At 63.4% G+C, this 25,683-nt stretch carries 24 protein-coding genes, 1 other RNA gene and 1 pseudogene; 12 read left to right on the forward strand and 14 right to left on the reverse strand.

The window, feature by feature from the left end; all coding sequences use genetic code 11:
* Window positions 1-74 precede the first annotated feature (74 nt).
* Window positions 75-2,807, reverse strand: coding sequence for an ATP-dependent helicase (locus NL532_RS13980; protein ID WP_286488133.1), 2,733 nt, complete (start codon window positions 2,805-2,807; stop codon window positions 75-77).
* A 284-nt stretch (window positions 2,808-3,091) separates the two neighbouring features.
* Between NL532_RS13980 and NL532_RS13985 the strand changes: the two genes are divergently transcribed.
* Window positions 3,092-5,404 (forward strand): glucose/quinate/shikimate family membrane-bound PQQ-dependent dehydrogenase, encoded by a 2,313-nt coding sequence (locus tag NL532_RS13985; RefSeq protein ID WP_023682110.1) that lies wholly within the window; start codon window positions 3,092-3,094, stop codon window positions 5,402-5,404.
* Between the two features lie 12 nt (window positions 5,405-5,416).
* Here NL532_RS13985 and NL532_RS13990 read toward each other — a convergent pair whose 3' ends face one another.
* Complete coding sequence (locus tag NL532_RS13990; RefSeq protein ID WP_155923825.1) at window positions 5,417-5,917, reverse strand: hypothetical protein; 501 nt, start codon at window positions 5,915-5,917, stop codon at window positions 5,417-5,419.
* Between the two features lie 135 nt (window positions 5,918-6,052).
* Between NL532_RS13990 and NL532_RS13995 the strand changes: the two genes are divergently transcribed.
* Complete coding sequence (locus tag NL532_RS13995) at window positions 6,053-6,958, forward strand: dienelactone hydrolase family protein (RefSeq protein ID WP_023682108.1); 906 nt, start codon at window positions 6,053-6,055, stop codon at window positions 6,956-6,958.
* A 3-nt stretch (window positions 6,959-6,961) separates the two neighbouring features.
* Here the strand turns inward: NL532_RS13995 and NL532_RS14000 are convergent, their stop codons facing one another.
* The 5 genes from NL532_RS14000 to NL532_RS14020 all read right to left on the reverse strand — a co-directional run bounded on the left by NL532_RS14000 (window position 6,962) and on the right by NL532_RS14020 (window position 9,646).
* Window positions 6,962-7,411, reverse strand: a complete 450-nt coding sequence (locus tag NL532_RS14000) for a response regulator (protein ID WP_023668313.1) — start codon at window positions 7,409-7,411, stop codon at window positions 6,962-6,964.
* Entirely contained in the window at window positions 7,408-8,556 is a 1,149-nt protein-coding gene (locus NL532_RS14005; RefSeq protein ID WP_023753522.1) for a histidine kinase dimerization/phosphoacceptor domain -containing protein, read from the reverse strand. The genes NL532_RS14000 and NL532_RS14005 overlap by 4 nt, the downstream gene beginning before the upstream one ends.
* Before the next feature lie 55 nt (window positions 8,557-8,611).
* Window positions 8,612-8,830, reverse strand: coding sequence for a hypothetical protein (locus NL532_RS14010; protein WP_155929625.1), 219 nt, complete (start codon window positions 8,828-8,830; stop codon window positions 8,612-8,614).
* Window positions 8,817-9,014 (reverse strand): hypothetical protein, encoded by a 198-nt coding sequence (locus NL532_RS14015; RefSeq protein WP_013531006.1) that lies wholly within the window; start codon window positions 9,012-9,014, stop codon window positions 8,817-8,819. Before NL532_RS14015 ends, NL532_RS14010 begins: the two co-directional genes overlap by 14 nt.
* Before the next feature lie 146 nt (window positions 9,015-9,160).
* The gene (locus NL532_RS14020; RefSeq protein WP_023699589.1) at window positions 9,161-9,646 is read right to left on the reverse strand and encodes a thioesterase family protein; all 486 of its coding nucleotides are present in this window, start codon (window positions 9,644-9,646) and stop codon (window positions 9,161-9,163) included.
* A 102-nt stretch (window positions 9,647-9,748) separates the two neighbouring features.
* Between NL532_RS14020 and NL532_RS14025 the strand changes: the two genes are divergently transcribed.
* The 3 genes from NL532_RS14025 to NL532_RS14035 all read left to right on the forward strand — a co-directional run bounded on the left by NL532_RS14025 (window position 9,749) and on the right by NL532_RS14035 (window position 15,754).
* Window positions 9,749-11,158: an FAD-binding oxidoreductase gene (locus tag NL532_RS14025; protein WP_023823150.1), complete on the forward strand. Its 1,410-nt coding sequence runs from the start codon at window positions 9,749-9,751 to the stop codon at window positions 11,156-11,158.
* Window positions 11,159-11,178: 20 nt separating this feature from the next.
* Window positions 11,179-11,658: a hypothetical protein gene (locus NL532_RS14030; RefSeq protein WP_023815557.1), complete on the forward strand. Its 480-nt coding sequence runs from the start codon at window positions 11,179-11,181 to the stop codon at window positions 11,656-11,658.
* A 157-nt stretch (window positions 11,659-11,815) separates the two neighbouring features.
* The gene (locus tag NL532_RS14035; protein ID WP_023829259.1) at window positions 11,816-15,754 is read left to right on the forward strand and encodes an AsmA family protein; all 3,939 of its coding nucleotides are present in this window, start codon (window positions 11,816-11,818) and stop codon (window positions 15,752-15,754) included.
* Window positions 15,755-15,761: 7 nt separating this feature from the next.
* On the opposite strand, the gene NL532_RS14040 is transcribed toward NL532_RS14035, so the two are convergent.
* From NL532_RS14040 to NL532_RS14055, 4 genes are all read right to left on the reverse strand, one after another.
* Complete coding sequence (locus NL532_RS14040) at window positions 15,762-15,983, reverse strand: ribbon-helix-helix domain-containing protein (protein ID WP_023712463.1); 222 nt, start codon at window positions 15,981-15,983, stop codon at window positions 15,762-15,764.
* A 13-nt stretch (window positions 15,984-15,996) separates the two neighbouring features.
* Entirely contained in the window at window positions 15,997-16,191 is a 195-nt protein-coding gene (locus NL532_RS14045) for a DUF4169 family protein (RefSeq protein ID WP_023712464.1), read from the reverse strand.
* 18 nt (window positions 16,192-16,209) lie between these two features.
* Window positions 16,210-16,755 (reverse strand): SspB family protein, encoded by a 546-nt coding sequence (locus tag NL532_RS14050; protein WP_023667419.1) that lies wholly within the window; start codon window positions 16,753-16,755, stop codon window positions 16,210-16,212.
* Window positions 16,756-16,885: 130 nt separating this feature from the next.
* Window positions 16,886-17,569 (reverse strand): TetR/AcrR family transcriptional regulator, encoded by a 684-nt coding sequence (locus NL532_RS14055; RefSeq protein ID WP_023668320.1) that lies wholly within the window; start codon window positions 17,567-17,569, stop codon window positions 16,886-16,888.
* 188 nt (window positions 17,570-17,757) lie between these two features.
* Here NL532_RS14055 and NL532_RS14060 point away from each other — a divergent pair, with 188 nt between their 5' ends.
* Window positions 17,758-18,963, forward strand: coding sequence for a multidrug effflux MFS transporter (locus tag NL532_RS14060; RefSeq protein WP_023682099.1), 1,206 nt, complete (start codon window positions 17,758-17,760; stop codon window positions 18,961-18,963).
* A gap of 212 nt (window positions 18,964-19,175) precedes the next feature.
* On the opposite strand, the gene ssrA is transcribed toward NL532_RS14060, so the two are convergent.
* Window positions 19,176-19,534, reverse strand: a transfer-messenger RNA (tmRNA) gene (gene ssrA, locus NL532_RS14065).
* 168 nt (window positions 19,535-19,702) lie between these two features.
* On the opposite strand from ssrA, the gene NL532_RS14070 reads away from it, so the two are divergent.
* Complete coding sequence (locus NL532_RS14070) at window positions 19,703-20,014, forward strand: DUF2853 family protein (protein ID WP_023668323.1); 312 nt, start codon at window positions 19,703-19,705, stop codon at window positions 20,012-20,014.
* 341 nt (window positions 20,015-20,355) lie between these two features.
* Complete coding sequence (locus NL532_RS14075; RefSeq protein WP_023688064.1) at window positions 20,356-21,150, forward strand: thymidylate synthase; 795 nt, start codon at window positions 20,356-20,358, stop codon at window positions 21,148-21,150.
* Between the two features lie 28 nt (window positions 21,151-21,178).
* On the opposite strand, the pseudogene NL532_RS14080 reads toward NL532_RS14075, so the two are convergent.
* Window positions 21,179-21,376 (reverse strand): annotated as a pseudogene (locus NL532_RS14080) (TOBE domain-containing protein).
* A gap of 159 nt (window positions 21,377-21,535) precedes the next feature.
* Here NL532_RS14080 and modA point away from each other — a divergent pair.
* From modA to NL532_RS14100, 4 genes are all read left to right on the forward strand, one after another.
* Window positions 21,536-22,330, forward strand: coding sequence for a molybdate ABC transporter substrate-binding protein (gene modA / locus NL532_RS14085; RefSeq protein WP_155923826.1), 795 nt, complete (start codon window positions 21,536-21,538; stop codon window positions 22,328-22,330).
* 15 nt (window positions 22,331-22,345) lie between these two features.
* Window positions 22,346-23,050, forward strand: a complete 705-nt coding sequence (modB, locus tag NL532_RS14090) for a molybdate ABC transporter permease subunit (RefSeq protein WP_023682096.1) — start codon at window positions 22,346-22,348, stop codon at window positions 23,048-23,050.
* Window positions 23,047-24,159, forward strand: coding sequence for a molybdenum ABC transporter ATP-binding protein (gene modC / locus NL532_RS14095; RefSeq protein ID WP_023735949.1), 1,113 nt, complete (start codon window positions 23,047-23,049; stop codon window positions 24,157-24,159). Before modB ends, modC begins: the two co-directional genes overlap by 4 nt.
* Before the next feature lie 69 nt (window positions 24,160-24,228).
* A complete protein-coding gene (locus NL532_RS14100) occupies window positions 24,229-24,570 on the forward strand; it encodes a winged helix-turn-helix domain-containing protein (protein WP_023667411.1) in 342 nt (113 codons plus the stop codon).
* A 201-nt stretch (window positions 24,571-24,771) separates the two neighbouring features.
* Here NL532_RS14100 and cobF read toward each other — a convergent pair whose 3' ends face one another.
* Window positions 24,772-25,545, reverse strand: a complete 774-nt coding sequence (cobF, locus tag NL532_RS14105) for a precorrin-6A synthase (deacetylating) (RefSeq protein WP_023682093.1) — start codon at window positions 25,543-25,545, stop codon at window positions 24,772-24,774.
* Window positions 25,546-25,683 lie beyond the last annotated feature (138 nt).

The following is a 25,683-nucleotide window of genomic DNA, read 5'->3' on the forward strand; positions in this document are numbered from 1 at the left end:
GATGACGAGGCGGGGAGGGCTCCGCCAGACTACAACAATGTGGTCGCTTGTAGGACAACAGGACAAGCGGGCGCTCACACCGCCGCCACAAACCCGTCCAGCACGCGTTTCTGGCCGGCCTTGTCGAAGTCGATGGTCAGCTTGTTGCCTTCGATGTTGGAGATGTTGCCGTTGCCGAATTTCTGGTGGAAGACGCGGTCGCCGACGCTGAAGGGCGACGGCGTGTCGGCGACGGATTTGGCGACCAGTTCGCCGTCAATGGTGCGGCCTTTGACGCTGGTTCGGCCGGCGCCGTAGCCGGAGTCGGTCTCGCCATAGCCGATGCGCTCGACCTGGTGGCCGGAGCGCGAGCCCCAGTTGCGGTCGGTCGCCTCGGTGCGGTTGGCCTGCGCGCGCTGCCAGCCGGGCGTCGCATAGGTGTTGGAGAAGGCGCCGGATTTTTCCCCGCCGACATTGTCGAAGCGCGAGGCGCCGTAGGGGTTCTGCCGCCCTGCGCCCTGGCCGCCACGGCCCGACGCGAACGAACCGCCGCCATAGGAATTGCCGTAGCCGCCATAGGAGTTGCCGCTTTCGGCGACCTCGACATGGGCTTCCGGCAGTTCGTCCAGAAAGCGCGACGGGATGGTCGACTGCCACAGGCCGTGGATGCGGCGGTTGGAGACGAACCACAGATGCAGGTTCTTCTTGGCCCGGGTCAGGCCGACATAGGCGAGACGGCGCTCTTCCTCCAGGCCGGAGCGGCCGCCTTCGTCCAGCGCGCGTTGGTGCGGGAACAGGCCTTCCTCCCAGCCGGGGAGGAACACGGTCTCGAATTCGAGGCCCTTGGCCGAATGCAGCGTCATGATGTTGACGGCGTCAAGCTCGGCGTTCTGCTCGGCGTCCATGACCAGCGCGACATGCTCGAGGAAGGAGCGCAGCGATTCGTACTCCTCCATCGAGCGGATAAGCTCTTTCAGGTTTTCCAGCCGGCCCGGCGCCTCGACCGAGCGGTCGTTCTTCCACATGTCGGTGTAGCCGCTCTCCTCCAGAATGGTCTCGGCGAGTTCGGTGTGCGGCGTGGTTTCCAGCGCCTTCTGCCAGCGCTCGAAATTGGCCGCCACTTCGCGCAAGGCCGCGCGGGGCTTGGGCTTCAGCTCGTCGCTTTCTGCGAGCTTGGCGGCTGCCTCCAGCATCGGGATGCGCAAGCTCCGCGCCGTGTCGTGGATCTGGCGGATGGTGGCTTCACCCAGGCCGCGCTTGGGGACATTGACGATGCGCTCGAAGGCGAGGTCGTCGGCGCCCTGCGCGACGACGCGGAAGAAGGCCAGTGCATCGCGGATTTCCATGCGCTCATAGAAGCGCGGGCCGCCGATGACGCGGTAGTTGAGGCCGAGCGTGACGAAGCGATCCTCGAATTCGCGCATCTGGAAGGAGGCGCGGACCAGGATGGCCATATCATTGAGCTTGTGCTTGGCACGCTGGTAGGTCTCGATGGTCTCGCCGACGGCGCGCGCCTCCTCCTCGGAATCCCAGGCGGCGTGGACATGCACCTTCTCGTCGTCCTCGGCGACCTTCTCGGTGAACAGCGTCTTGCCGAAGCGGCCCTCATTGTGGGCGATGAGGTGCGAGGCAGTGCCGAGGATGTGCGCGGTCGAGCGATAATTGCGCTCCAGACGGATGATGGTGGCGCCGGGAAAATCCTTGTCGAAGCGCAGGATGTTGTCGACCTCGGCGCCACGCCAGCCATAGATCGATTGGTCGTCGTCGCCGACGCAGCAAATATTCACGCTCACGGGCTGTTCCGCGCCTGCCGGCGCGGGCCCTCGCAACGGCTCGGACGCCCGGTCGGGCATGCGGCCTTTGGCCGAGCGCGCTTTACCCTCCCCTGGATGGGGAGGGTCGCCGCGAAGCGGCGGGGAGGGGTGACTGGCGCCGGCGCTGCCACCCCCACTCGCGCCGCTACGCGGCGCGACCTCCCCCATCGAGGGGGAGGTAGGTCTTTGCGCCAGCAGCCGCAGCCACATGTATTGCGCGGTGTTGGTGTCCTGGTACTCGTCGACGAGGATGTATTTGAAGCGCTTGTGGTAGTCCTTCAGCACGTCCGGATTGGCGCGGAAGATGCGGATCGGGTGGCAGAGCAGATCGCCGAAGTCGCAGGCGTTCAGCGTCTTCAGCCGCTCCTGATAGGCCTTGTAGAGTTCCCGGCCCTTGCCGTTGGCGAAGCTGCGCGCGTCGCCCTCGGCAATGTCGGCGGGGCCTTGGCCCTTGTTCTTCCAGCCGTCGATCATCTGCGCGAACTGCTTGGCCGGCCAGCGCTTGTCGTCGAGGCCTTCGGCCTGGATCAGCTGCTTGATCAGCCGTACGACATCGTCGGTGTCGAGGATGGTGAAATCGGATTTGAGCCCGGCCAGCTCAGCGTGGCGGCGCAAGAGCTTGACGCCGATGGAGTGGAAGGTGCCGAGCCACGGCATGCCCTCGACGGCTTCGCCGACGAGATGGCCGATGCGCTGCTTCATCTCGCGCGCGGCCTTGTTGGTGAAGGTCACCGCCAGGATCTGCGAGGGGAAAGCCCTGCCGGTGGCCAGGATATGGGCGATGCGGGTGGTCAGCACGCGGGTCTTGCCGGTGCCGGCGCCGGCCAGCACCAGGACCGGGCCTTCGGTGGTTTCCACCGCCAGCCGCTGCTCGGGGTTGAGGCCGTTGAGATAATCGGGCGCGCTGTTGGGGCCGCTGCGGGCCGCCATGGCGCGCGCAGCTATGCCCGACGGGGCTGCGGGCCGCGCATTGGGTTCGTCAAAAAAGGGCATGTCTTCCGCAAAGCCGGACATCTCCCCCGAATGTAGTGATTCGGGAGCGAAAGACCAGAAGTGTCTACGTTTTGTTCTGGTTTGAAAGTGAGATTCTGGGGCGCAGTGCGAATTTCATCGTCCCGACGCCCGACAATGTCGTGGAGGTGCTGCAGCGTGGGAGCGGAATGAAGTCGAGCGTTTGCTCTCGCCTTATGCTGGCAGGGCCAGCTTGACACACGCGGCCTGGGGGAGAAAGCTGGCGACAGGGCAGGGGCGGCTGCCCGTGAGGCGCTGCAAAGCGCATCAGTCGAAGGAGTATCGTCTTGGCTGTCGTCATCACCTCCCTCATCCTGTTCCTCATCGGCCTCGCACTTGGCGGCGGCGGCGTCTGGCTCGCGATGCTGGGCGGCAGCTGGTACTATGTCGTCACCGGTCTCGCCTTCCTCATCGCCGCATGGCTGCTCTTCCGGCGCAAATCGACGGCGCTCTGGCTCTACGCGGCGATCGTGCTCGGCACGCTGGCCTGGGCGGTGTGGGAAATCGGCTTCGACTGGTGGGAACTCGGACCGCGCGGCGGCATCATCGTGCTTCTGGCGCTGTGGCTGCTGACGCCTTGGGCAAGGCGGGGCCTGATCGGCCCCGACGCGCGCGCGCCGCTCATTCTGGCCGTGCTCGCATCGCTCGCCGTCGCCGGTTATTCGATGACGGCCGATCCCAAGGACATCGCCGGCGACCTCAGCGCCGACAAGGTGACGCCGACTGCCGATCTCGGCGGCAATGTGCCTCCGGGCGAATGGCATTTCTACGGCCGTACGCAATTTGGCCAGCGCTATTCGCCGCTCGACCAGATCACGCCCGACAATGTCGCCAAATTGCAGCCGGCCTGGATCTACCAGACCGGCGACGTGAAAGGGCCGGACGATGTCGGCGAAACCACCTACCAGGTGACGCCGCTGAAGGTGGGCGATGCGCTCTATATCTGCACGCCGCACAATTTCGCCATCGCCATCGATGCCGCCACCGGCAAGGAGAAATGGCGTTTCGATCCCAAGATCAAGCTCGACAAGGACCGCCAGCACCAGACCTGCCGCGGCGTGTCCTATTATGCCGATGCCAAGATCGCCGCCGGCCAGCCTTGCGCGACGCGCGTCTATCTGCCGACCTCGGATGCGCGGCTGATCGCGCTCGACGCCGCCAACGGCCAGGTCTGCCCGTCCTTCGCCGAAGCCGGCACGCTCAATTTGTTGACCAACATGCCGTATCCGAAGTCGGGCTATTATTACTCGACCTCGGCGCCGCTGATTGCGGGCGGCAAGATCATCATCGGCGGCGCGGTCAACGACAATTATTCGACGCAAGAGCCGTCCGGCGTCATCCGGGCCTTCGACGTCGACACCGGCGCCCTGGTGTGGAACTGGGATTCCGGCAATCCGGACCAGACAACGCCGCTGGCGGCAGGCCAGACCTACACCCACAACTCGCCCAACATGTGGTCGACGGCAAGCGCCGACGAGAAGCTCGGCCTGCTCTATGTGCCGCTCGGCAACCAGACGCCGGACCAGCTCGGGATGGGCCGCAGCGCCAATGTCGAGAAGTTTTCCTCCTCGATCACCGCGCTCGATCTGGCCACCGGACAAGTGCGCTGGGTGCGGCAGACCGTGCATCACGACCTCTGGGACATGGATGTGCCGGCACAGCCGACCCTGGTCGACATCACCACCGCTGCCGGCGTCGTTCCGGGCCTGGTTGGACCGACCAAGCAGGGCGACCTCTACGTGCTCGACCGGCGCAGCGGCGAGCCGATCATCCCGATCAAGGAAGTGCCGGCGCCGGGCGGCGCTGTCGAGGGCGATCACACGTCGCCGACGCAGCCGGTCTCGGATCTCTCCTTCAATCCGAGGCCGCTGACCGGCGCCGACATGTGGGGCATCACCATGTTCGACCAGCTGGCCTGCCGGATCGAATTCCAGGGCCTGCGCTACGAGGGCCGCTACACCCCGCCATCGGTGCAGGGGTCGCTGGTCTATCCCGGTAATTTCGGCACATTCAACTGGGGCGGCGTCGCCGTCGATCCGGTGCGGCAGGTGATGTTCGGCATGCCGACCTATCTGGCGTTCAAATCGCAGCTCATTCCGCGCGACCAGGTGCCGCCGCCGGATGAGGGGCGCGGCAGCGAGCAGGGGCTGAACCGCAATGAGGGCGCACCCTATGCGGTGGTGATGGGGCCGTTCCTGTCGCCGCTCGGCGTGCCCTGCCAGGCGCCGCCATGGGGCTATGTGGCGGGAGCGGACCTCAGAACCGGCAAGATCGCCTACAAGCACCGCAACGGCACCGTCTACGACATGACGCCGTTGCCCTTGCCGCTGAAGGTCGGTGTTCCCGGCATTGGCGGGCCGATGATCACCGCCGGCGGCGTCGTCTTCCTGGGCGCGGCGGTCGACGACTATCTGCGCGCCTATGACCTGACATCGGGCAAGCAGCTTTGGCAGGCCAGGCTGCCGGCCGGTGGGCAGTCGACGCCGATGACCTACACCGTCGCCGACGGCCGCCAGTTCGTGGTCATCGTCGCCGGCGGCCATGGCTCGGTCGGCACCAAGCCCGGCGACTATGTGATGGCCTATACGCTGCCGAAGTAGCAGCGATGTGACTTAGGTAAGTGATCGGCCCGGCAGATATTCTGTCGCGCCGCCCCTCATCTGCCTGCCGGCATCTATACGGGGAGAAGTGCCCGGCAGGGCGATGAGGGCAGCAGCAGCCTTGGTCAGCTTGCGTAAGAGATGGCCTTTGAGGCTGGGCACGGAGCCCAGTACTTCATTGGTTAGCTGCGGCCCTGTTTCGGCCTGCTGGATCAGCGTGGTGCCGGCCGACGCCGGTCGACGCGGACCTTCACCATCCGAGCGGCGGCTGCGGCAGCAGCGGAGCGCATTGCCAGCAAGGCAGCAACAGCAAGCACGAGCGCGCTTGCAAGGATCGGAGTAGACAAGGTCATGGCGTTGTTCCTTCTCGTCGGGCTCGCCGCTACGAGCGAGACCATCATCAGCTTCCTTCCATATTGTGGCGGCACCATCGACATTCTCTGAAATGACCAAAATGTGATGGGCGCGTTCGGCGGGGCGGCCGCATCGTTCGATGGCGCAAGCGTCACCCATCCGAGACTGGACCGTGCGAGCTTGCACCCTATCTTGATCCGCGAGTCATCCCGGAGTGACCGCGAGGTCATCCCGGAGTGACCATGAGGTCATCCCGGAGTGACCGTGAGATCATCTCCTAACGAGGAGCACGCCATGACGAAACCCACCGCCGAAGCCGTCAAACCTGCCAAACCTGCCATCACCCAGGCGATGATCGATGCCTATGACGAATACACGCATCTGACGCTCGACCGCCGCCGCTTCATGGAACAGCTGACCAGGCTTGCCGGATCGGGCGCGGCGGCGGCCGCGATCGCGCCGCTGCTTGCGGCGAATTCGGCGCAGGCGGCAATCGTCGCCGACAACGATCCGCGCGTGAAGGCTGAAGATATCACCTATTCCGGCAGCAGCGGTGAGATGAAGGGCTATCTGGTCAGGCCGGCGGACCAGTCCGGCAAGCTCGGCACCGTCATCGTGGTGCATGAGAACAGGGGGCTCAACCCGCATATCAAGGATGTTGCGCGGCGCGTTGCGCTGGAAGGGTTCGTGGCGCTGGCGCCGGATTTCCTGTCGCCGCTCGGCGGCACGCCCGCTGACGAAGACAAGGCGCGCGACATGTTCACCAAGCTCGACGCCAGCCAGGTCACCGCCGATGGCCTGGCGACCATCGCCTATCTCAAGGGCGAGAAGGACGGCAACGGCAAGGTCGGTGCTGTCGGCTTCTGCTGGGGCGGCGGCACGGTCAACAATCTGGCGGTCAACGCGCCCGATCTCGCCGTCGGCGTCGCCTATTACGGCATGCAGCCGAAGGCCGAGGATGTGGCGAAGATCAAGGCGGCGCTGTTGCTGCACTATGCCGGGCTCGACGAGCGCATCGACGCCGGCATCGATGCCTACAAGAAAGCGCTCGACGCCGCCCATGTCGAATACACGCTCTATGTCTATGACGGCGTCAACCATGCCTTCAACAACGACACCTCGGCCGCGCGCTACGACAAGAAGGCAGCCGATCTCGCCTGGGGACGGACGATCGCTTTCCTCAAGGAGAAGCTGGCGTAGGCTTCAGGCCGCCGACGACGCCCATACGCTTTCATAGGCCGGCGACAGCGTAAAACCGGCCGGCAGCACCGAGACCGGGGGCGGGCGCCGCACGCCCTCCTGCAGATAGCGCAACGCCGACACCAGTCCGTTCATCGTGTAGGGCTTGGCGATGACGCCGATCGCGCCGGCGAAATGGTCGGGGATGCGTTTTGGATTGGCGGTCATGAACACCACCATGGAACGGTTACCCTCGCGGATATGCTCGGCAACCTCGACCCCGGTTGGTCCGTCGGCGAGGTGGATATCGACAAAGGCAATATCGGCATCGGCGGTATCAATCATACCTCTTGCTTCGGCCAACGATGTCGCCCAACCCACAACGCTGTGGCCGGCTTCCTCGACGAGGCTTTCCAGTTCCATCGCCAGCAACGCCTCATCCTCGACGATCAGGACCTTGAGCGGTTCGTTCATGACAGCTTCCCTTTCTGCTGCGGTTCGTTCGGCATCGAGATGACGACCTTTGTGCCCGGGCCGGCGTCGCGCCATTCGATGTCCGCATGCAACTGACGGGCAAGCGACTTGATCAGCCGCATGCCGAAAGAAGCATCGCCACTGGCCTCGGCCATGCCGACGCCGTCATCGGAAACCTCGATGTTGAAGTGGCCGTCGGGCTGGCTCATCTTGATGCCGATGCGCCCCGCGGTGGTGCCGTCCGGCTTTTCCTTGAAGGCATGCTTCAGCGCGTTGGTGACAAGCTCATTGACCATCAAGGCAACAGGCGTGGCTTTTTCGGCCGGAATGACGATGGGTTCGAGGTCCAGCGTCGGCTTGATCTCGGCGCGTCCGGATGCGGTCAGCAGGTCGGTGACCAGATCCCTGGCGAAATCCGAGACATCGAAGCGGCTGACATCCTTTGACTGGTAGAGACGGCGATGCACCGTGCTCAGCGCCTCGATGCGCTCCAGCATGGTGGCCAGCGATCGCTTTGTCGCTTCATCCTTGATTGCCCGGCTTTGCATGATGATCAGCGAGGAGATCATCTGCAGGTTGTTTTTCACCCGATGGTCGACCTCGTGCAGCAGCGTGGTCTGCGCCTCAAGGGCGGCCTCAAGCTCGCGCGTGCGTTCCTTGACAGCCTTTTCAAAGCGGTTCTTGTCGGCGGTGATGCGATCCTCCGAGCGCTTGCGATCGGAGACATCGAGCTGTGAGGCAAAGAAGAACAGGAGTTCGCCTTTGTCGTTGGAAACCGGGCTGATGTAGAGCGCATTCCAGAATGTCGAGCCGTCCTTGCGGTAGTTCAACAGATCGATGGCGATATCGGTTCCCGCTGCTATCGCGTCGCGCACGCTAGCCACAGCTGCCTTGTCTGTCTCTGGCCCCTGCAGGAAGCGGCAGTTCTTGCCCATGACCTCGTCGCGCTCGTAGCCGGTCAGGCGCAGGAACGCGTCATTGGCAAAGACGATCGGATTGTCCGCCTGACGGGGATCGGTGATGACCATCGACATGCGGGTGGCGCGGATGGCGGCCGCGAACGGATCGCCCTTGCCGTGCTCGGCATGCAGATTGTCCGTCATGTGCCATGCGTCGGCCGGTTCCCTGGTCCTTTTCCAGTCCATGCTTTCACTCCAAGCCGTTTTTCAGGGGTCACAACGGCTTAGACGTGGAATTGGTTCAATCTTGATCTTCTTGTCGCAGGCAGCCGTTTGCGAAACCGAATCGCCGGTTGCGCAAACTGTCGAAATGAACGGTTTTTGAAGGTTGTCGGATGCAGCCGATTCGCTGAAAGCGGGGCTGGCGCAGACCTTTGGAAATGATCAGGTCGCAATGGTCCGTGGCGGCGCTCGCCGGTGGCGGCTTTCTCAGAACAGCGGAAACATCAGGCGTGGCCACGCTTCATGCGCGCCTGCTTCAGGATGGCGCGCCAGCGGATCATGTCGAAGGGGATAGGCTCGTTGTTGTTGGCGATGTGGAAGATCTCGTTGTTGACGTTCTTCAACGAGCGCCAGAAATCATAGTCGGTGATGCGCGGATCGGCAGCCAGCCTGTCCACCTCGACCTTGATGTCGGTTTTCATGCACGTTCCTCGAACCGCCTGTTGCCCGCCGCCCGCGTCACAACTCGCATGGCACCGTTCTCAAACGGTCAGCTGAGTCGTTCAATGGCCCAAATGGCTTGTTCACGTTAAAACCTTGGTAAGGTTAACGCGGGCGCGGCAGCGCTTCAAGCGGTCCTGCGGCGAATACCGATCGAACGGCCGGCGCGCTCGGGCATCGGCAGTGCAGAATGGGCGGCGCGCATGGCTTCCACCTTGGCCTGCACATCGGCGGGGAAGGGCGCGACTTTCGGCCCGGACATGTCGACATGCAGCGACAGGGTTTCGGAGGTGGCGGCAAGCCAGCCATCGACATGGCGGATTTCCTGGTAGGCCCTCAGCCGCTTGTCGTCGTGATCGATCAGCTGGAAGGATACGACGACCTTGTGTTCGAGGTGCAGTTCCTGGACATAGCAAACATGGACTTCGGCCGTGTAGATGGTCAGGCGCCGCTCTTCGACATAGTCCAGCCCCATGCCCATCGCCTCGAACGCCTCATCCGAGCAGCGGTCGAACAACACGTTGTAATAGGCCATGTTGAGATGGCCGTTGTAGTCGATCCAGTCCTTCTCGATGTCCATCGGTTTGGAAACTAAGGGGGCGGGAACAGGCATGGAAAGTTCCTTGTTCTGGTGCTGGACAGAGCGCGGCAGTCGAGACTACGCATCCATAATCGCATAACAAGCGTGGACGCTGGTCCATTCGCGGAGGAATTCATGGCTCTGAGCGACCTCAATCCGGTCGAACGCAACGAGGAAGGCATCGCCGCCGTGCTCGGCATTCTCAAGCAGCAGCTCGGCGAACGCTTCCAGACAGGCGCGGCGATCCGCTCGCAGCATGCGCATACCACCACCTATATTCCGACGCAGGCGCCTGACGGTGTCGCGTTCCCGGAGACGACAGAAGAGGTGCAGGAGATCGTACGTGCCTGCGCCGCGCACCGCGTGCCGGTCATCGCCTTCGGCGTCGGTTCCTCGCTGGAGGGCCACACCAACGCGCCGGGTGGCGGCATCTCGGTCGACACCTCGCGCATGAACCGCATCCTGTCGGTCAACCCCGAGGATCTCGACTGCACGGTCGAGCCTGGCGTAACGCGCGAGGATTTGAATCGGCACCTGCGCGATACCGGCCTGTTCTTCCCCATCGATCCCGGCGCCAATGCTTCGCTCGGCGGCATGGCGGCAACGCGGGCCTCCGGCACCAATGCGGTGCGCTACGGCACGATGCGTGAAAACGTGCTGTCGCTGACGGCCGTCATGGCCGATGGCGAGACGGTGACGACCGGCAAGCGGGCGAAAAAGAGTTCGGCCGGCTACGATCTGACGCGGCTTCTGGTCGGCTCGGAAGGCACGCTCGGCATCATCACCTCGCTGACCTTGAAGCTGCAAGGCATTCCGCAGGCGATCTCCGGCGGCGTCTGCCCGTTTCCAAACCTCGAGGCGGCCTGCAACGCGGTCATCGCGACCATCCAGATGGGCATTCCGGTGGCGCGCATCGAACTGGTCAATGGACTGCAGATGCGGGCGATGAAGAATTACTCGAAGCTCGATTATCCCGAGAGCCCGTGCCTGTTCGTCGAGTTCCACGGCAGCGATGCCGGCGTCGCCGAACAGGCCGAGACCTTCGGTGCCATTGCTGAAGACAATGGCGGCGGGCCATTCCTGTGGACGAGCGTCGCCGAGGAGCGCACGAAACTCTGGAAGGCCAGGCACGATGCTTATTGGGCGTCGCTGACGCTGCGGCCGGGCACCAAGGGCCTGTCGACCGATGTCTGCGTGCCGATCTCGCGGCTGGCCGAATGCGTTGCCGAAACCGAGGCCGACATTGCCGAGATGGGCCTGGTTGCGCCGATCGTCGGCCATGCCGGCGACGGCAATTTCCATGTGCTGGTGCTGATGGATGTCAACGACCCCAAAGAGATCGCGCTGGCGGAGAAATTCGTCTCGCGGCTGAACATGCGGGCGATCGCCATGGACGGCACCTGCACCGGCGAACACGGCATCGGCCAGGGCAAGATCGGCTTCCTGCGCCATGAGCTCGGCCATGGTGTCAACATCATGCGCTCCATAAAAAAAGCGCTCGACCCGCAAGACATCATGAACCCAGGCAAGATATTACCTGCATAGCCGAAATGTGAGGAGCGGCAATGGATACCCTGATTATAAGGGCATCGCTTGGCAAGACACTGTTACTGCTGTCGGCCAGCCTCTTCTTTGTCCTGGCCTGCGCTTTCCTGATTTATGTCTCCGAGGACGGCGACACCGCCGGCCTTTGGTGGTGCGTGGCCTTTTTCGGGCTGGTCGCGTTGGTGTTTGCCTGGCAGCTTGTGCGGCCGCAGATTCTGGTGCTGAACGGACAAGGTTTCAGTCTCGGCGGAGGCCTTGTTCGATCGCCCAAGCTGGTCCCCTGGAAGAATATCGAAAGCTTCTTCGTCGTCCATCGCCGGCGCAGAATCGGCGATATGATCGGGTACAATTTCGCACCGGGGGTCAAGAAAAGCTCCGTCATGGGCAGCGTGACCAAAAGCCTGGGCGCCGAAGCCGCATTACCCCAGGGCTGGACATTGTCCCCCGAGGAGATGGTGGTGCTGCTGAACGAATATCGCCGACGGGCCATGGCAGGATAGTCTCTTACGCACAGGCCGGACTGCGGTCAAAGGCGTCCAAAAATCTCTGCTCTTCCAGATACATCAGAGATCAAGCAACTCTGGATGAATTGCCTCTTTATCGACACGCTGATGCGGGTAGAGTGCGGCTGACTTTCAATCAACCCGTTCGGAGCTGATGCTCGCACGCCTGTTCGTGATCTTCGGTGGCTTGTTTGTGCTGGTGCTGGTAGCGGCGCTGGTGGTGCCGTATTTTGTCGATTGGACCGGGTACCGCGCCCAATTCGAGCGCGAGGCGAGCGCCATTCTCGGCCGCAAGGTGACGGTGCAAGGCGACGCCACGGCGCGGCTGTTGCCGTTCCCCTCGGTGACCTTCTCAAACGTCACGGTCGCCGGCGGCCCCGGCGGCCAGCAGGCAATGACCGTCGAGACCTTTTCGATGGACGCGGAACTGGCGCCGTTCCTGCGCGGCGAAGTGCTGATTTTCGATATGCGGCTGGTGCATCCGAAGGCGACGATCGACATCGCCGATAACGGCACGGTCGACTGGGCGATACGGCCGTCCTCGCCCTTCGACCTCAACCAGATCTCGATCGAGAAGCTGACGGTGACGGAGGGAGAAATTGCGCTCCGCCATGCCGCAGGCGGGCGCAGCCATCTGATTTCCGAGATCAATTCGACCATCTCTGCCAAGTCGCTGGCCGGGCCGTGGCGCATGGACGGAACGTTGCTGCTCGATGGCCTGCGTTCGACGGTTGCGGCTTCGACCGGCAAGGCCGAAGGCAGCGGCCAGATGCGGCTGAGGCTCAAGGTCGATCCCGATGCCTATCCACTGGTCATCGAAACCGACGGCAATGCAGGCATCGTCAATGGGGCTGCCGTCTATTCCGGCCAGTTCAAGATTTCCGGCAACGACAAAAACAGCGCCGAACTGCGCGGCAGCGATGGCGAGAGCGTCAAAATCAGCGCCGGCAAACCCGATCCGGGCTTCCGGCTGAACGGCAAGTTCTCGCTCGACCACCAGAAGCTTGGCGTCGACGAATTCCGCTTCGAGACCGGGCCGCTCGACAATCCCTACACAGCCGACGGCAAGGCTTCGGTCGATCTCGGCCTTAGGCCGAACTTCGCCATCGAGGCCAATGGCGCGCAGGTGCAACTGGATGAAGCGGTGGGCGCTGAGAAGGGCGCCGGCCTGACGCTGGACCAGCGCATTGCCGGAATCGAGCAGGCGCTGCTCGAACTGCCGAAGCCGAGCATCCCCGGCACTGTCGAGGTCAAGCTGCCGGCGGTGGTGGCTGGCGACACCACGGTGCGCGACGTGCATCTCTCGGCCGAGCCGGTCGAGGGCGGCTGGTCGGTGAAATCGCTGGCCGCGACCTTGCCCGGGCGCACGACGCTGGAAGCCAGCGGCATGCTCAGCGTCGAAGATCATTTCGGTTTCAGCGGCTCCATGCTGCTGGCGGTGGCGCAGCCTTCCGGCTTTGCTGCCTGGTTGTCCAAAGATGTCGACGAGGCGATCCGCCGGCTGCCGGCCGCCGGCTTCAAGGCCAAGGTGGACCTGTCGGAGAAGCGCCAGGCGTTCAGCGATCTCGAACTGATCCTCGGCAAGTCGAAGTTCACCGGCCGCATCGATTCCAGCCAGCCCGACGACGCCAAGTCCTCGGTGCTGATGCGGCTCGAGGGCGGCGAACTCGATGTCGACGGGCTGACGGCCTTCGCCTCGATCTTCGTCAGCGACAAGGGCGCCAACCGCTTTTCCGACCGTGACCTCGATTTTCAGATCAAGGCAGGGCCGGTCAATGCTGGCGGGCTCACCGCCGACACGGTCGATACCGCGCTCCGGCTCCGCGACGGGCTGCTCGAAATCGACCGGCTGTCGATTGGCGGCCTTGCCGGCGCCTCGATCAGCGCCACCGGCCGGATCAAGGATTTTCCGGCAAGCCCGACCGGCAAGCTCGATGCCTCGGTGGTCGCCGTCGATCTGAAGCCGCTGATCGACATTGCCGCGCAACACTATCCCGACAATCTGATGCTGAAGGGACTGGCTGGCCGCACGGCCGCCTATCCTGAACTGTTCCAGGACGCGCGCGTCGATCTGGTGGCGAGCGCCGCCGACAATGGCGACGGCACGACCGGGCTGGCGGTGAGCGGACAAGGCAAGGCCGGCGGTTCGGCCTTTTCGGCGTCGCTGTCGGGCAAGGGTGCCGTCGGCCAGTTGCTCGACGCGCCGGTGACGCTGACCTTCAACGCCAAAAATCCCGACGCCACCGTGCTGCTGGCGCTCTACGGCCTGCCGGCGCTGCCGCTCGGCATGCTCGGCCAGGCAAGCACCGATATTTCGGCCAAAGGCACGTTTGGCGGCGGCCTGGCGACGAGCTTCAATTTCGCCGCCGACGACTTCAGGGCGACGTTCGACGGCACCGTTGCTCAGACACCGCAAGGCGCCACCGCCAAGGGCAAGATCGGCCTCGACGCCTCCGATATAGAGCCGTGGCTGATGACCACCGGCGCCGGCCTGCCGGGAATGGGCACGGGCACCTCGACCTCGCTCAGCGCGGATGCCGATTTCGGCAATGGCCTGCTGGTGTTGAGCGGTCTCAGCGGATCCATCAACGAGTCGGAGATTTCGGGCGACGTCAACATCGATGCGAAGCAGGGGCTGCCGCATTTTGCCGGTGCGCTGGCGCTCGACGAACTGGACCTCGACCCGATTGCGGTTGCGCTGTTCGGTGACCAGTCGTTCCTCAGCAGCAACGCGAACTGGCCGACGGCGCCATTCAGCCAGAAATCCAGCCTGCCGTTCAGCGCCGATCTCGATCTGACGACGGCGACTCTTGCCGCCGGACCGCTGGCGACAGCCTATGATGCGTCGCTGTCGTTGAAACTCGACCAGGAAGGCATCCGCGTTTCGGACCTGAAGGCAAAACTGCTCGGCGGCGCGCTCACCGGATTGTTCGAGTTGAAGAACACGGACGGCACGGGGCTGTTCTCCGGCCAGATGAGGCTTGCCGGCGCTGACCTGGCGACCGTGCTGCCGGCTGCCGGCTTGAGTGGCAGCGGCGACTTCTCGACAGGGCTGTCGACCAGCGGCAAATCGGTCGACGCGATGATTGCCGCACTCTCCGGCTCGGGCACGGCGGCGCTGAAAGGCCTCACCATTGCCGGCGTCAATCCCGATGCCTTCGGCGCGTTGATTGCCAAGGCCGATGCGATCGGGCGCGACATCGACGTGGCCAAGACTGCGGGCTTTGCACCTGAGATCGCTGGCGACGGCAGCTTTGCTGCCGGCGATACCGACATGGCCTTCACGGTCGCCGGCGGCACGTTGCGGGCACCACCGATCAAATTCGAAAACCAGGCGGCGACGCTGTCTGCCGACATCACGGCCGACCTCAACACCGGCACCGTCGCCACCAAGGGCGCGGTCACCTACAAGCCTGGCGACGAGGCGCTGGTCGGCTCCGATCCGACGGTCAATTTCAGCGTCGATGGGCCGTTCGGGGCGCTGAAAAAGCAGTTCGACAGCGAGCCGCTGGCGCAATTTTTGACCCAGCGCGCGCTGGAAAAGGAGCAGCAGCGGGTCGAGGCGATGCAGGCCGCACTGCTCGAGAAGCAGCGGCTGCGGCGCGAGGTGCGCTATTACGCCGCCTTGCAGACCGAGCGCGACAACGCCGCCGAGGAATTGCGCAAGCAGGAGGAAGCGGCACGGCTCAAAGCCGAGGCCGACGCCAAGGCGAAAGTGCAGGCAGATGCGAAGGCACAGGCCGAAGCGGATGCCAAGGCCAAGGCGGATGCCAAAGCAAAGGCCGATGCCGATGCGAAAGCGCAGGCAGAGGCTGACGCCAAGGCCAAGGCGGATGCGGACGCGAAAGCGCAGGCCGAAGAGCAGGCTGCCGAAGACGCCGCCAAGGCCGAGGACGAACGGAAGAAGGCCGAACAGGCTCGGATCGCTTCGCAGGAAAAAGCCAGGCTGGAGGCCGAGCGCAAGGCTCAGGAGCAGGCGCCGAAGGTCGACCGCTCACTTCCCGGCGTCAGTGACGGTTCGGCCCCGGCGCCGCCGAAGCCCAGGACAAATCCGTTCTCGGTCGACAATTTGCTGAAGTCGCTGGGCAATTAAGAACCATTCAGACGGCGTCGCGCTTGGCCCAGTCCAGCACGTGGAGCCTGAGCGCCGAGGACAGATTGGCATCGCGCGGTCTTGTCTCGTCGATCTCCGCGACCAGGGCAGCAAGGGTCAGCTTGCGCGCGGCGGCGATGGCGACGAGATCGTCATAAAAGGGTTTTTCGAGGGAATAGCTGGTGCGATGGCCGCGGATGGTCACGGAGCGTTTTTCGACCGGGCTCACCGCAGGCGGTCCATCAATCGCCCTGGTCTTCCGGGCGTTCGCGGCGGTGGCCGGCGACGAATTTTTCGGCCTTGTCCGATGTCAGACGGTCACGAGTTCTTTCGGCTTTGCAACGGCCGTGCAGAGCGCGGTTCTCGCCGGCGAGCTTTTCCTTTTCGGTGCGCGCCTTCTGCTTGCGGACCTGGCGAAGGTTGACGATTTCGCCCATGTCGCGCCGACCGTCCCGCTACTTCTTGCGGAAGGCGTCGAGCGACACGACGTCGGCGCCCTTGCCGGCGGCGGCATCGGCCACGGCGGGCTTTTTCTCCGCCTCAGTGGCAGCTGCCTTCTTCTCGGCCTTCGGCTTTTTCTCGGAGACGATAGCCAAAGGCTCGGCAGCCGGCTGGGCGGCTGCATCGTCTTCCGCCGGGACGTCGGTCTTGACGTCGAATTCGAGTTCGAAATTGACCGATGGGTCGTAGAAGCCGCGTACGGCCGAGAACGGGATTTCCAGCTTCTCCGGCACGTCGGAGAAGGACAGCCCGACCTCGAAGCCGGTATCGGTCACCTTGAGGTCCCAATACTGGAACTGGATGACGATGGTCATCTGTTCGGGATAGCGCTCGCGCAGCCTGGAGGACACCCGCACGCCCGGCGCGCCGGTCAGGAATGTGATGAAGAAATGATGATTGCCGGGAAGGCCGGTGCGCGCGACTTCGGCCAGGACCTTGCGCATGACGCCGCGCAATGCCTCCTGGGCCAGGATGTCGTAGCGGATGTGGTCGTCGGCCATGTGCTGGTCGGGTTCCGTTGAATCGTCCGCATAGCTGTAATCAAGCTTGAGCGCGGCGTAAACCGGATATAGATCGCTGATGCGCCGAAGCGAAGCCCGTAACGGACGATTTGATCGCCTGCTTTGGCGTTCAGGCGCTGGCCAGCTGTTTTTCCACCGCTGCCGCTGATCTGCGCTTGCCGAAGGCGCGCAGGAATGTGCGCACGCCGTGGGTCGCGGATTGCAGCACTTCATCTTCCGACGGCATGCCGCCGAGCATGAAGGTGGTCTGCAGTTCGGCGTTGGCTAGCGCCAGGAACTGGCGTGCGGCGACATCGGGATCGTCGACCGCGAGATGGCCGGCATGGGCGAGGCGGGCAAAACGGGCGGCAAGTGCCGGCCAGGTCCGGCCCGGCCCCTGGTCGCGCCATTCGGCGAAGAGCTCGGGATAGCGCTCGCCTTCGGTCTGGATCAGCTTGCGCAGGAAGCGTCCGTCGCGGTTGCAGATGCAGTTCTGATTCATGCGCACGGCAAAGCCGATCAGGTCGGCTTCCAGATCCTTCGGCTGGTCTGGGAAAGAGGCGAAGGTGGCGAAGATGCCGGCATTGCAGCGCTCCGTCAGATCGCGCACCACAGCCATGAAGAGCTTTTCCTTGTCGCGGTGGTGATTATAGATGGTCTGGCGCGACACGCCGGCCTCCACCGCGATCAGGTCGATATTGGCGCCGGCAAAGCCTTCCCGGCAAAAGACCGAAGCCGCCGCATCGATAATCGACATACGCTTGGCCTCGTGGCCGCGTGGCGGGAAAATGTCAGGAGAAACGGCAAGCTTCATAGAAATCTATATAGAGGTGATTGACGAATTAGACAAGGCTGTCTAAATTTGTGGACACAAAAAATGGTGAATTCGCTCCGTAGAGACGAATAATCTCGCTCTGAGCCGTCGGATTTCAACGGGATGGAACGTCCTAGGGTTAGTCGTCGCGTTGGCGGCGCCAACCAGACTTGAAAGAAGCCTTTATCATGAGTCCCAAATTCCTCCGCATCGCGGTCGTGCTCGGCCTGTTGTCCGCTATCGGCCCCTTCGCCATCGACATGTATCTGCCGGCGTTGCCTTCGATCGGCGAGGATCTGCATGCCGGCACCGCCGCCGTTCAGATGAGCCTTTTGATCTTCTTCCTGTCGATGGGCTTCGGCCAGATCGTCGTCGGACCGATCTCCGACATGGTCGGCCGCAAGCTGCCGCTTTACGGCGGCCTTGCGCTGTTCATGGTCGGCGGTATCGGTTCGGCCATGAGCCCGACCATCGAATGGCTGATCGCCTTCCGCTTCCTGCAGGGGCTGGGCGCCAGCGCCGGCATGGCGGTGCCGCGCGCCATCGTGCGCGACCTGCACACCGGCACCGAAGCCGCCAAGCTGATGTCGCTGCTGATGCTGGTGTTTTCGGTGTCGCCGATCCTGGCGCCGCTGACCGGCAGCCAGATCATCGAGAATTTTGGCTGGCGCGCCGTGTTCTGGACGGTGACGGGCGCGGCCCTTCTGGCCACCATTCTGCTGGCGACCTCGCTGAAGGAGACGCGGCCGGCGGAAGAACGCGTCGGTTCCTCCTTCGGAACCGCACTCGCCGGCTATCGCTTCCTCATGGGTGACCGCAATTTCCTCGGCCTGGTGGCGATCGCCGGCTTCGGCATCGCCAGCTTCTTCGTATACCTCTCGAGTTCGTCCTTCATCCTGATCGACCATTACGGGCTGTCGCCTTCCGTCTACAGCGTGTTCTTCTCGATCAATGCGGTGGCCTTCATCGGCATGTCGCAACTGACGGGGATGCTGTCGGAGCGCTTCGGGCTGAAGCGCGTCGTCTGGGTGGCGGTAACCGGCTATGCCACGACGATGGTTGTGCTGTTCGCAGTCATGGCGACCGGCGTCGACCGGCTCGATGTTATGGCGGCACTGCTGTTCGTCGGCTACGGCTTCCTCGGCCTGGTCATCCCGACGACGTCGGTGCTGGCCATGGAAGAGCATGGCGAGATCGCCGGCACGGCCTCGGCGCTGATGGGCACCCTGCACTTCGCCATCGGTGCGCTGGCGATGGGCGTCGCCGGCATCTTCTTCGACGGCACCCCGCTGCCCATGGTGGCCGGCATCACGCTCTGCGCGGTGATCTCGTTCACGCTGGCCAAACTGACGCTTGGCCGCTCGCGCGAAGCCGTTGAAGCGCCGGCCGAGTAAGCTGACCGCAATCGACCGGAAAGGCCGGGTCATCCCGGCCTTTTTCACGTCTGGGGTAATCCGGCCCCGGCCAGAACCACGGCCTTCGACCGACGCCAGCGGCAAATTGCACCAGCTCATGGCTCAATTTGGTGTAGGCTTCGCCGCCCATCGTCATGCGAAATCCGGCCAGCGGCAGCCGGCATTGAGCCTACGATATCGAGGAGGGGAGAAGTGGAGGTTTCTGTTGCCAGGTACCTCCGAACCCCGCCTAGAAGTGCGAACCTCTAGGGCTTGATTTGAAGCTATCGCACCGCTTACGCGGCGAGACGTGCTTCCGCATAGTTGTCATTTGCAACTACAGGTTTAGCCCGATGACGGTGGTACCATGCCGGGCAAAAGTACGATCTTTACACCTTCGTCGATCCTATTTCGCCCCCAGCAACAGCCGCTCTGATCACAGAACGGTTCTTGGTGGAGGCGCCGGGTACCGCCCCCGGGTCCGAACGGCTTATTACATCGCCCATTTATCGCCATAGTCGGTCAAGCCGACAAAACGAATATAGGGGGCGGGCGCACAAAATGAAAGGCCGCAATGACACTTCTTGGCCGCACCAAACTGCGGCGCCGAGGGTTGACTCGCGGGCGGTCTCAACCGAAGCTTTGCGATGGTGAGGAGTATCGACCGAGCGCACAAGTTGCGGCAGCGCGCCACAGCCCTCATCGATCGGATCCCGTGGCGCCGACATGGGGAAATTTGATGGCCGATTATCTCGCAGACGTGAAGAAATACGACGCCGCCGCAAATGCCGATGTGGTTGCCAAGATTGTGAAACATCTGGGCATCGCGCTGCGCAACCGCGATTCCTCGCTGGTATCCTGCACCGACCCCAAGGAATTGGAGCGCGTCAAGACCAACTGGGTTGCCAAGAAACTTGGCGTGACCGACGGGGCGAAAGCCGACTCAGCGATCGAGAAGACCTGCAAGGCGTTGGCCGCCGACAGCTCCAAGAGCCGCGTGACTTTCTACTATCTGGTCGCCAAGGATCTGGGCAAGCTCGGCTCTTTGTAGAGATTATTGCCGATAGGCAGAGCGCGCGTTTGATTTTGCTCCTCACCGGAGGTCAGCACCGCCCCTCATTGCCCTGCCGGGCATTTCTCCCCGTATAGTGACGGGGAGAAAGGGCTGACCGCAGCCTTGGCTCTCTCTCTCGAACGCTTGTGATTGGCGAAACCGCTGATCACAGCGCCCCTCTCCCCGTCCTTATACGGGGAGAGGATGCCGGCAGGCAGGTGAGGGGCAGCGCTAACCCTTGAAGAGTGATGGGGCAAGCCGCGTTCTGGTCCTTTTGCTGTGTTCGGCCGGCGGCCAGTCGGTTATGATGGCGGTAACCCCGAATCGAGGCGAAGCCGATGCGCCAGTATCTCGACCTTTTGCAGCATGTGCTGGACAATGGCGCCGACCGTGGCGACCGCACGGGCACCGGCACGCGTGGGGTGTTCGGGTACCAGATGCGCTTCGACCTGTCGCGCGGCTTTCCCGTCACCACCACCAAGAAGCTGCATCTGAAGTCGATCATCCATGAACTCCTGTGGTTCCTGGCCGGCGACACCAACATCAAATACCTTAGAGATCATGGCGTTTCGATCTGGGACGAATGGGCCGACGAGAATGGCGATCTCGGCCCGGTCTATGGCAAGCAGTGGCGCTCCTGGCCGGATGGCCATGGCGGGTCGATCGACCAGATTGCCAATGTTCTGAAGGAGATACGCAGGAATCCGAATTCACGCCGGCTGATCGTTTCGGCGTGGAACCCGGCCGAAGTGGAGGCGATGGCGCTGCCGCCCTGCCACTGCCTGTTCCAGTTCTACGTCTCGGACGGCAAGCTGTCCTGCCAGCTCTACCAGCGCTCGGCCGACATTTTTCTCGGCGTACCCTTCAACATCGCTTCCTACGCGCTGCTGACCCTGATGGTGGCGCAGGTGACCGGGCTGAAGCCCGGCGAGTTCGTCCATACGCTGGGCGATGCGCATCTCTATTCCAACCATTTCGAGCAGGCGCGCGAGCAATTGCGGCGCACACCCAAGGCGCTGCCGACGCTGTGGATCAATCCGGAGGTGAAGGACCTGTTCGCCTTCCGCTTCGAGGATTTCCGGCTGGAAAACTATTTTGCCGACGCTTCGATCAAGGCGCCGATCGCGGTCTGATCCGTCCACCGTCAATCAATTCCGACCCTCAATCGATGTCGACCATGACGTCGGTTGCCTTGATCATGGCATAGGCTGCTTGCCTTTTTCGAGCTTGAGATCGGCAACGGCCTCGTTGGTGATCGAAGCGTGACGACGGAGCCGGCGACATCACCGCGGACAGGCGAGGTGCTTTGACGATCTCGACGATCGTTCCCTTGAGGATGTTGCGGGCGCTGATCTTCATCGGAGTTCCTTTCCGGGTTTCGGTGCACGTCCAAACCAGAACAATCGATGCCGAACATACGCTTTCGCAGGAGGCGGCCTTCCCTTGTTATATTCATCCAGATATATCGGTCGGCAGGAGTCGAGCCAGCAGATTTCAAGCCCAGGGAGAGTTTTCATGTTGGGGCACAAAGGTTTTGGTATGAGGGCAATCGCGATTGGCGGCTTTGCCGCAGCTCTGATGGCCGCGATGCCGGCGGCTCACGCGGGAGACAAGGTGATCGTGTTTGCCGCAGCCAGCCTCAAGGACGGGCTCGACGCCGTCACCAAGGCCTGCGAAGCCGATGTCGGTGAAGCGGCGACCGTCTCCTACGCCGCGAGCTCGGCCCTGGCCAAGCAGATCGAACTCGGGGCGCCCGCCGATGTGTTCATCTCGGCCGACCTCGACTGGATGAAATATCTCTCCGACAAGAAACTGACCAAGCCGGACACCGAGGTGAAACTGCTCGGCAACCAGATCGTGCTGGTGGCGCCGAAGGATTCCAAGGTCGAAACCAGGATCGAGAAAGGCTTCGACCTCGCCAAGCTGATCAGCGACGGCAAGCTCGCCATGGGCGACGTCAAGGCGGTGCCGGCCGGCAAGTATGGCAAGGCGGCACTTGAATCGCTCGGCGTCTGGTCGTCGGTCGAAGGCAAGGTGGCGCAGGCCGAGAATGTGCGCGCCGCGCTGAAGCTGGTTTCAACGGGCGAGGCCGCGCTCGGCATCGTCTATGCCACCGACGCGCATGCCGACAAGGGAGTCAAGGTGGTCGGCACCTTCCCGGAGGATTCGCACCCGCCGATCATCTATCCGGTTGCCCAGACCACCGATTCGAAGGACAAGGATACCCCGGCTTTCCTGAAGTGCCTGCAGTCCGCCAAGGCGGTGGAGCTGTTTAGGGATCAGGGTTTCACCGTGCTCACGCCGAGCAATTAAGGTAGCGGCTGACGCATGAACTGGCTGCTGGACCTCACTCCCGACGAATGGAATGCGGTCCGGCTGTCGATCAAGGTGGCGACGGTGGCGATGCTGTTCAGCCTGCCGCCGGGCATCTTGATGGCGCTTTTGCTGGCCCGTGGAAAATTCTGGGGCAAGACGCTGCTCAACGGTGTGGTTCACCTGCCGTTGATCCTGCCGCCGGTGGTGACAGGTTATCTCTTGCTGCTTACCTTCGGCCGGCGCGGGCCGGCGGGAGCGTTCCTGGCCGAGCATTTCGGCATCGTCTTCTCGTTTCGCTGGACCGGCGCCGCACTGGCCTGCGGTATCATGGGCTTTCCCCTGATGGTGCGGGCGATCCGGCTGTCGATCGAGGCGGTCGACCGCAAAATGGAGGCAGCGGCGGGAACGCTCGGCGCCAACCCGCTCTGGGTCTTCGCCACCATCACGCTGCCGCTGATCCTGCCCGGGCTGATCGCCGGCTCGATCCTGTCCTTCGCCAAGGCGATGGGCGAGTTCGGCGCCACCATCACCTTCGTCTCCAACATTCCCAACGAGACGCAGACGCTGCCTTCGGCGATCTACACCTTCACGCAGGTGCCTGGCGGCGATGACGGGGCGCTCAGGCTGACGCTGATCTCCATCGTCATCTCGATGGCCGCATTGGTCGCCTCGGAAGTGCTGGCGCGGCGCGTCGGCCGGCGGATGGACATCGAATGAGCGTGCTGGTGGACATCAGCCATCGGCTCGGCGGTTTCGCCGTCGACGCGCGTTTCGAAAGCGCCGGGCGGCTGACGGCGCTGTTCGGGCCATCGGGCTCCGGCAAGACGACGCTGATCAACGTGATCGCCGGCCTGATCCGGCCGACCAAGGGCCGTATCGCGGTCGACGGCTGTGTGCTGGTCGACACCGATGCCGGCATTTTCGTGCCGAAGCACAAGCGCCGGATCGGCATGGTGTTCCAGGACGCGCGGCTGTTTCCGCATATGAGCGTGGCCGGCAATCTGCGCTATGGCCGCTGGTTCACGCCACCGGCGGAGCGCTATGCGGATATCGACGCGGTCGTCGAACTGCTCGGCATCGGTCCTCTGCTCGACCGGCGACCGGCAAAGCTCTCGGGCGGCGAGAAGCAGCGCGTGGCGATCGGCCGGGCGCTGCTTGCCAGCCCGAAACTGCTGTTGATGGACGAGCCGCTGGCCTCGCTCGACGATGCGCGCAAAGCCGAGATCCTGCCCTATATCGAGCGGCTGCGCGACGAGACCAAGCTGCCCATCGTATATGTCAGCCACTCCGTCGCCGAGGTGGCGCGGCTGGCCAGCGACGTGGTGGTGATGGCGCAAGGCAAGGTCGCTGCCTCAGGCCCGACCGGCGCGATCATGCAACGGCTCGAATTGCTGACGGCGGAGGAACGCGGCGAGGGCGGCGCGGTGCTCGACACCAAGGTGCTGCGCCATGATGAGATCTTCGGGATGACCGTGCTCGGCTCGGCGGCGGGCGAAATCCGGGTGCCGCTTCTGGCGGTCTCGGTCGGCGCGCCTGTGCGCATCCGCATCCGCGCCCGCGACGTGATGATCGCCACCGAACTGCCGAAAGGTCTCAGTGCGCTCAACATCCTGCCGGGCACCATCGTCGCAATCGGTCCGGGCGAGGGTCCGACGGTCGAAATCGGCATCGACTGCAATGGCGCAACCGTGCTTGCCCGCATTACCGAACAATCCAGGCAGGTGCTGAAACTTCATCTCGGCGGCAAGGTGTTCGCGGTGATCAAGACGGTCAGTTTCGACCGTGCCAACACCGGCGCCGGGCTGCCGGCCGAAGCGGATGGCTGATAGCCGCTATATCGTTTTGGAATAGCGCTATGGGTCGAGAGGGGCTAGTGTGACTGTGGAGGACAAGAGATGCCGTCGCTGAGCCTGCGGATAAATCTCGATCCGGACGGGCGCATAGGTCCGGGCAAGATCGAATTGCTGGAGCAGATCGCCACTTTCGGCTCGATCTCGGCTGCGGCACGCGGCATGGAGATGTCCTACAAGCACGCCTGGGATCTGGTGGAAGATATGAACCGTGTGTTCGGCAAGCCACTGGTCGCGGCGCAGACCGGCGGCAAAAAGGGCGGCGGCGCACAGCTGACCTCAGTTGGCCTTGCAGTTGTCAGCCGTTTTCGCGCTATCGAGCGCGCTGCGGCGGCAGCGGCGGCCACGCATATGGACGCCTTGCAGGCGGAGATTGATGCTGGGTGAGGGTTGAAGCTTGCGATCCGTCACACCCCCCTCTGTCCCTGCCGGACATCTCCCCCGCAGGGGGAGATCAGCTAGCCCGTAGACGGGCGCTAATCTGTTAGGCGATTGGCGAAATCCTCCGTGACGGCCAATCTCCCCACTAGAGGGGGAGATGTCCGGCAGGACAGAGGGGGGCGCGAAGGAACTCGACCTTTGAGCGCGCTATTCCTCGGGCTCTCCTGCTTTACGCAGCAGATAGGTGTCCATGATCCAGCCCTTTCTTTTCCGGGCTTCTTCTCTCGTCCTCTCAATCTCCTCGCCGACATCACCCAGGCGACCGGAAACGATGATCTCGTCCGGTGTGCCGAGATAGGCGCCCCAATGGATGATCAGATCCTTGTCTGCCAGCGTGTTGAAGGCGCATTTGCCGTCGAGCATGACCACGGCGCTGCCGGCATTGTGCGGCATGCCTTGTTCGGCGAGGCGGCGGCCGGTGGTGATCAGCACGGGGTCGCCGATGCGGTTCAGCGCCATCTTGTGGCCGGCGGCTAGCGCCTGGACGGCGGTGATGCCGGGAATGACCTCCAGTTCGAATGCGACATTGCCCCTCAGTCGTACGCGCGCGAGGATGCGCAGCGCGCTGTCATAGAGCGAGGGGTCGCCCCAGATCAGGAAGGCGCCGCAGCCGTCCTCGGCAAGGTCGTCGCGGACCAGGCTCTCATAAATCTGGGCGATGGCCTCGTGCCAGTCATCGACGGTCGAGCGATAGGAAGGCGCCGGCTCGGCGCGCACCGGCACGTCGAACTCGACGCGGCGCGATTTCGGATTGCTGACGAAACGGTCGCAGATATGGCGGCGCAATTCGGCAAGGTCGTTCTTCTTCGCCCCCTTGTCGGGGATAAACAGGACGTCCGCCCGGTTTAGGCCTGATATGGCCTGCACGGTCATATGGTCGGGATTGCCGGCGCCGATGCCGATGACGAGAAGCTTGCGCATGACGCGAACTCCTGCCCGATCGAAACCTGTTAGTCCAGACCGCCGATTGGCGTGTCCAGACACTGTGGCGTCCTGCTGGGAGACGGAAGGCTTTGAAACGCCACATTGAAACGGCTAGGGTCGCGGCATTCTTGGCGA

Origin of the sequence: Mesorhizobium sp. C120A (assembly GCF_030323105.1) — a bacterium.
GTDB lineage: Bacteria > Pseudomonadota > Alphaproteobacteria > Rhizobiales > Rhizobiaceae > Mesorhizobium.

Excerpts from the sequence above, each read along its gene's own strand:
- NL532_RS14050 (WP_023667419.1), bottom strand. The coding sequence starts at position 16,755 with ATGGCCGACGACCACATCCGCTACGACATCCTGGCCCAGGAGGCATTG.
- NL532_RS13980 (WP_286488133.1), bottom strand. The coding sequence starts at position 2,807 with ATGTCCGGCTTTGCGGAAGACATGCCCTTTTTTGACGAACCCAATGCG.
- NL532_RS14025 (WP_023823150.1), top strand. The coding sequence starts at position 9,749 with ATGGCTCTGAGCGACCTCAATCCGGTCGAACGCAACGAGGAAGGCATC.
- NL532_RS14075 (WP_023688064.1), top strand. The coding sequence starts at position 20,356 with ATGCGCCAGTATCTCGACCTTTTGCAGCATGTGCTGGACAATGGCGCC.
- NL532_RS14005 (WP_023753522.1), bottom strand. The coding sequence starts at position 8,556 with ATGGACTGGAAAAGGACCAGGGAACCGGCCGACGCATGGCACATGACG.
- NL532_RS14045 (WP_023712464.1), bottom strand. The coding sequence starts at position 16,191 with ATGGGCGAAATCGTCAACCTTCGCCAGGTCCGCAAGCAGAAGGCGCGC.
- cobF (WP_023682093.1), bottom strand. The coding sequence starts at position 25,545 with ATGCGCAAGCTTCTCGTCATCGGCATCGGCGCCGGCAATCCCGACCAT.
- NL532_RS14020 (WP_023699589.1), bottom strand. The coding sequence starts at position 9,646 with ATGCCTGTTCCCGCCCCCTTAGTTTCCAAACCGATGGACATCGAGAAG.
- NL532_RS13995 (WP_023682108.1), top strand. The coding sequence starts at position 6,053 with ATGACGAAACCCACCGCCGAAGCCGTCAAACCTGCCAAACCTGCCATC.
- NL532_RS14015 (WP_013531006.1), bottom strand. The coding sequence starts at position 9,014 with ATGAAAACCGACATCAAGGTCGAGGTGGACAGGCTGGCTGCCGATCCG.
- NL532_RS14070 (WP_023668323.1), top strand. The coding sequence starts at position 19,703 with ATGGCCGATTATCTCGCAGACGTGAAGAAATACGACGCCGCCGCAAAT.
- NL532_RS14030 (WP_023815557.1), top strand. The coding sequence starts at position 11,179 with ATGGATACCCTGATTATAAGGGCATCGCTTGGCAAGACACTGTTACTG.
- modB (WP_023682096.1), top strand. The coding sequence starts at position 22,346 with ATGAACTGGCTGCTGGACCTCACTCCCGACGAATGGAATGCGGTCCGG.
- NL532_RS13990 (WP_155923825.1), bottom strand. The coding sequence starts at position 5,917 with ATGGGTGACGCTTGCGCCATCGAACGATGCGGCCGCCCCGCCGAACGC.
- NL532_RS14000 (WP_023668313.1), bottom strand. The coding sequence starts at position 7,411 with ATGAACGAACCGCTCAAGGTCCTGATCGTCGAGGATGAGGCGTTGCTG.
- modC (WP_023735949.1), top strand. The coding sequence starts at position 23,047 with ATGAGCGTGCTGGTGGACATCAGCCATCGGCTCGGCGGTTTCGCCGTC.
- NL532_RS14100 (WP_023667411.1), top strand. The coding sequence starts at position 24,229 with ATGCCGTCGCTGAGCCTGCGGATAAATCTCGATCCGGACGGGCGCATA.
- NL532_RS14035 (WP_023829259.1), top strand. The coding sequence starts at position 11,816 with ATGCTCGCACGCCTGTTCGTGATCTTCGGTGGCTTGTTTGTGCTGGTG.
- NL532_RS14055 (WP_023668320.1), bottom strand. The coding sequence starts at position 17,569 with ATGAAGCTTGCCGTTTCTCCTGACATTTTCCCGCCACGCGGCCACGAG.
- NL532_RS14060 (WP_023682099.1), top strand. The coding sequence starts at position 17,758 with ATGAGTCCCAAATTCCTCCGCATCGCGGTCGTGCTCGGCCTGTTGTCC.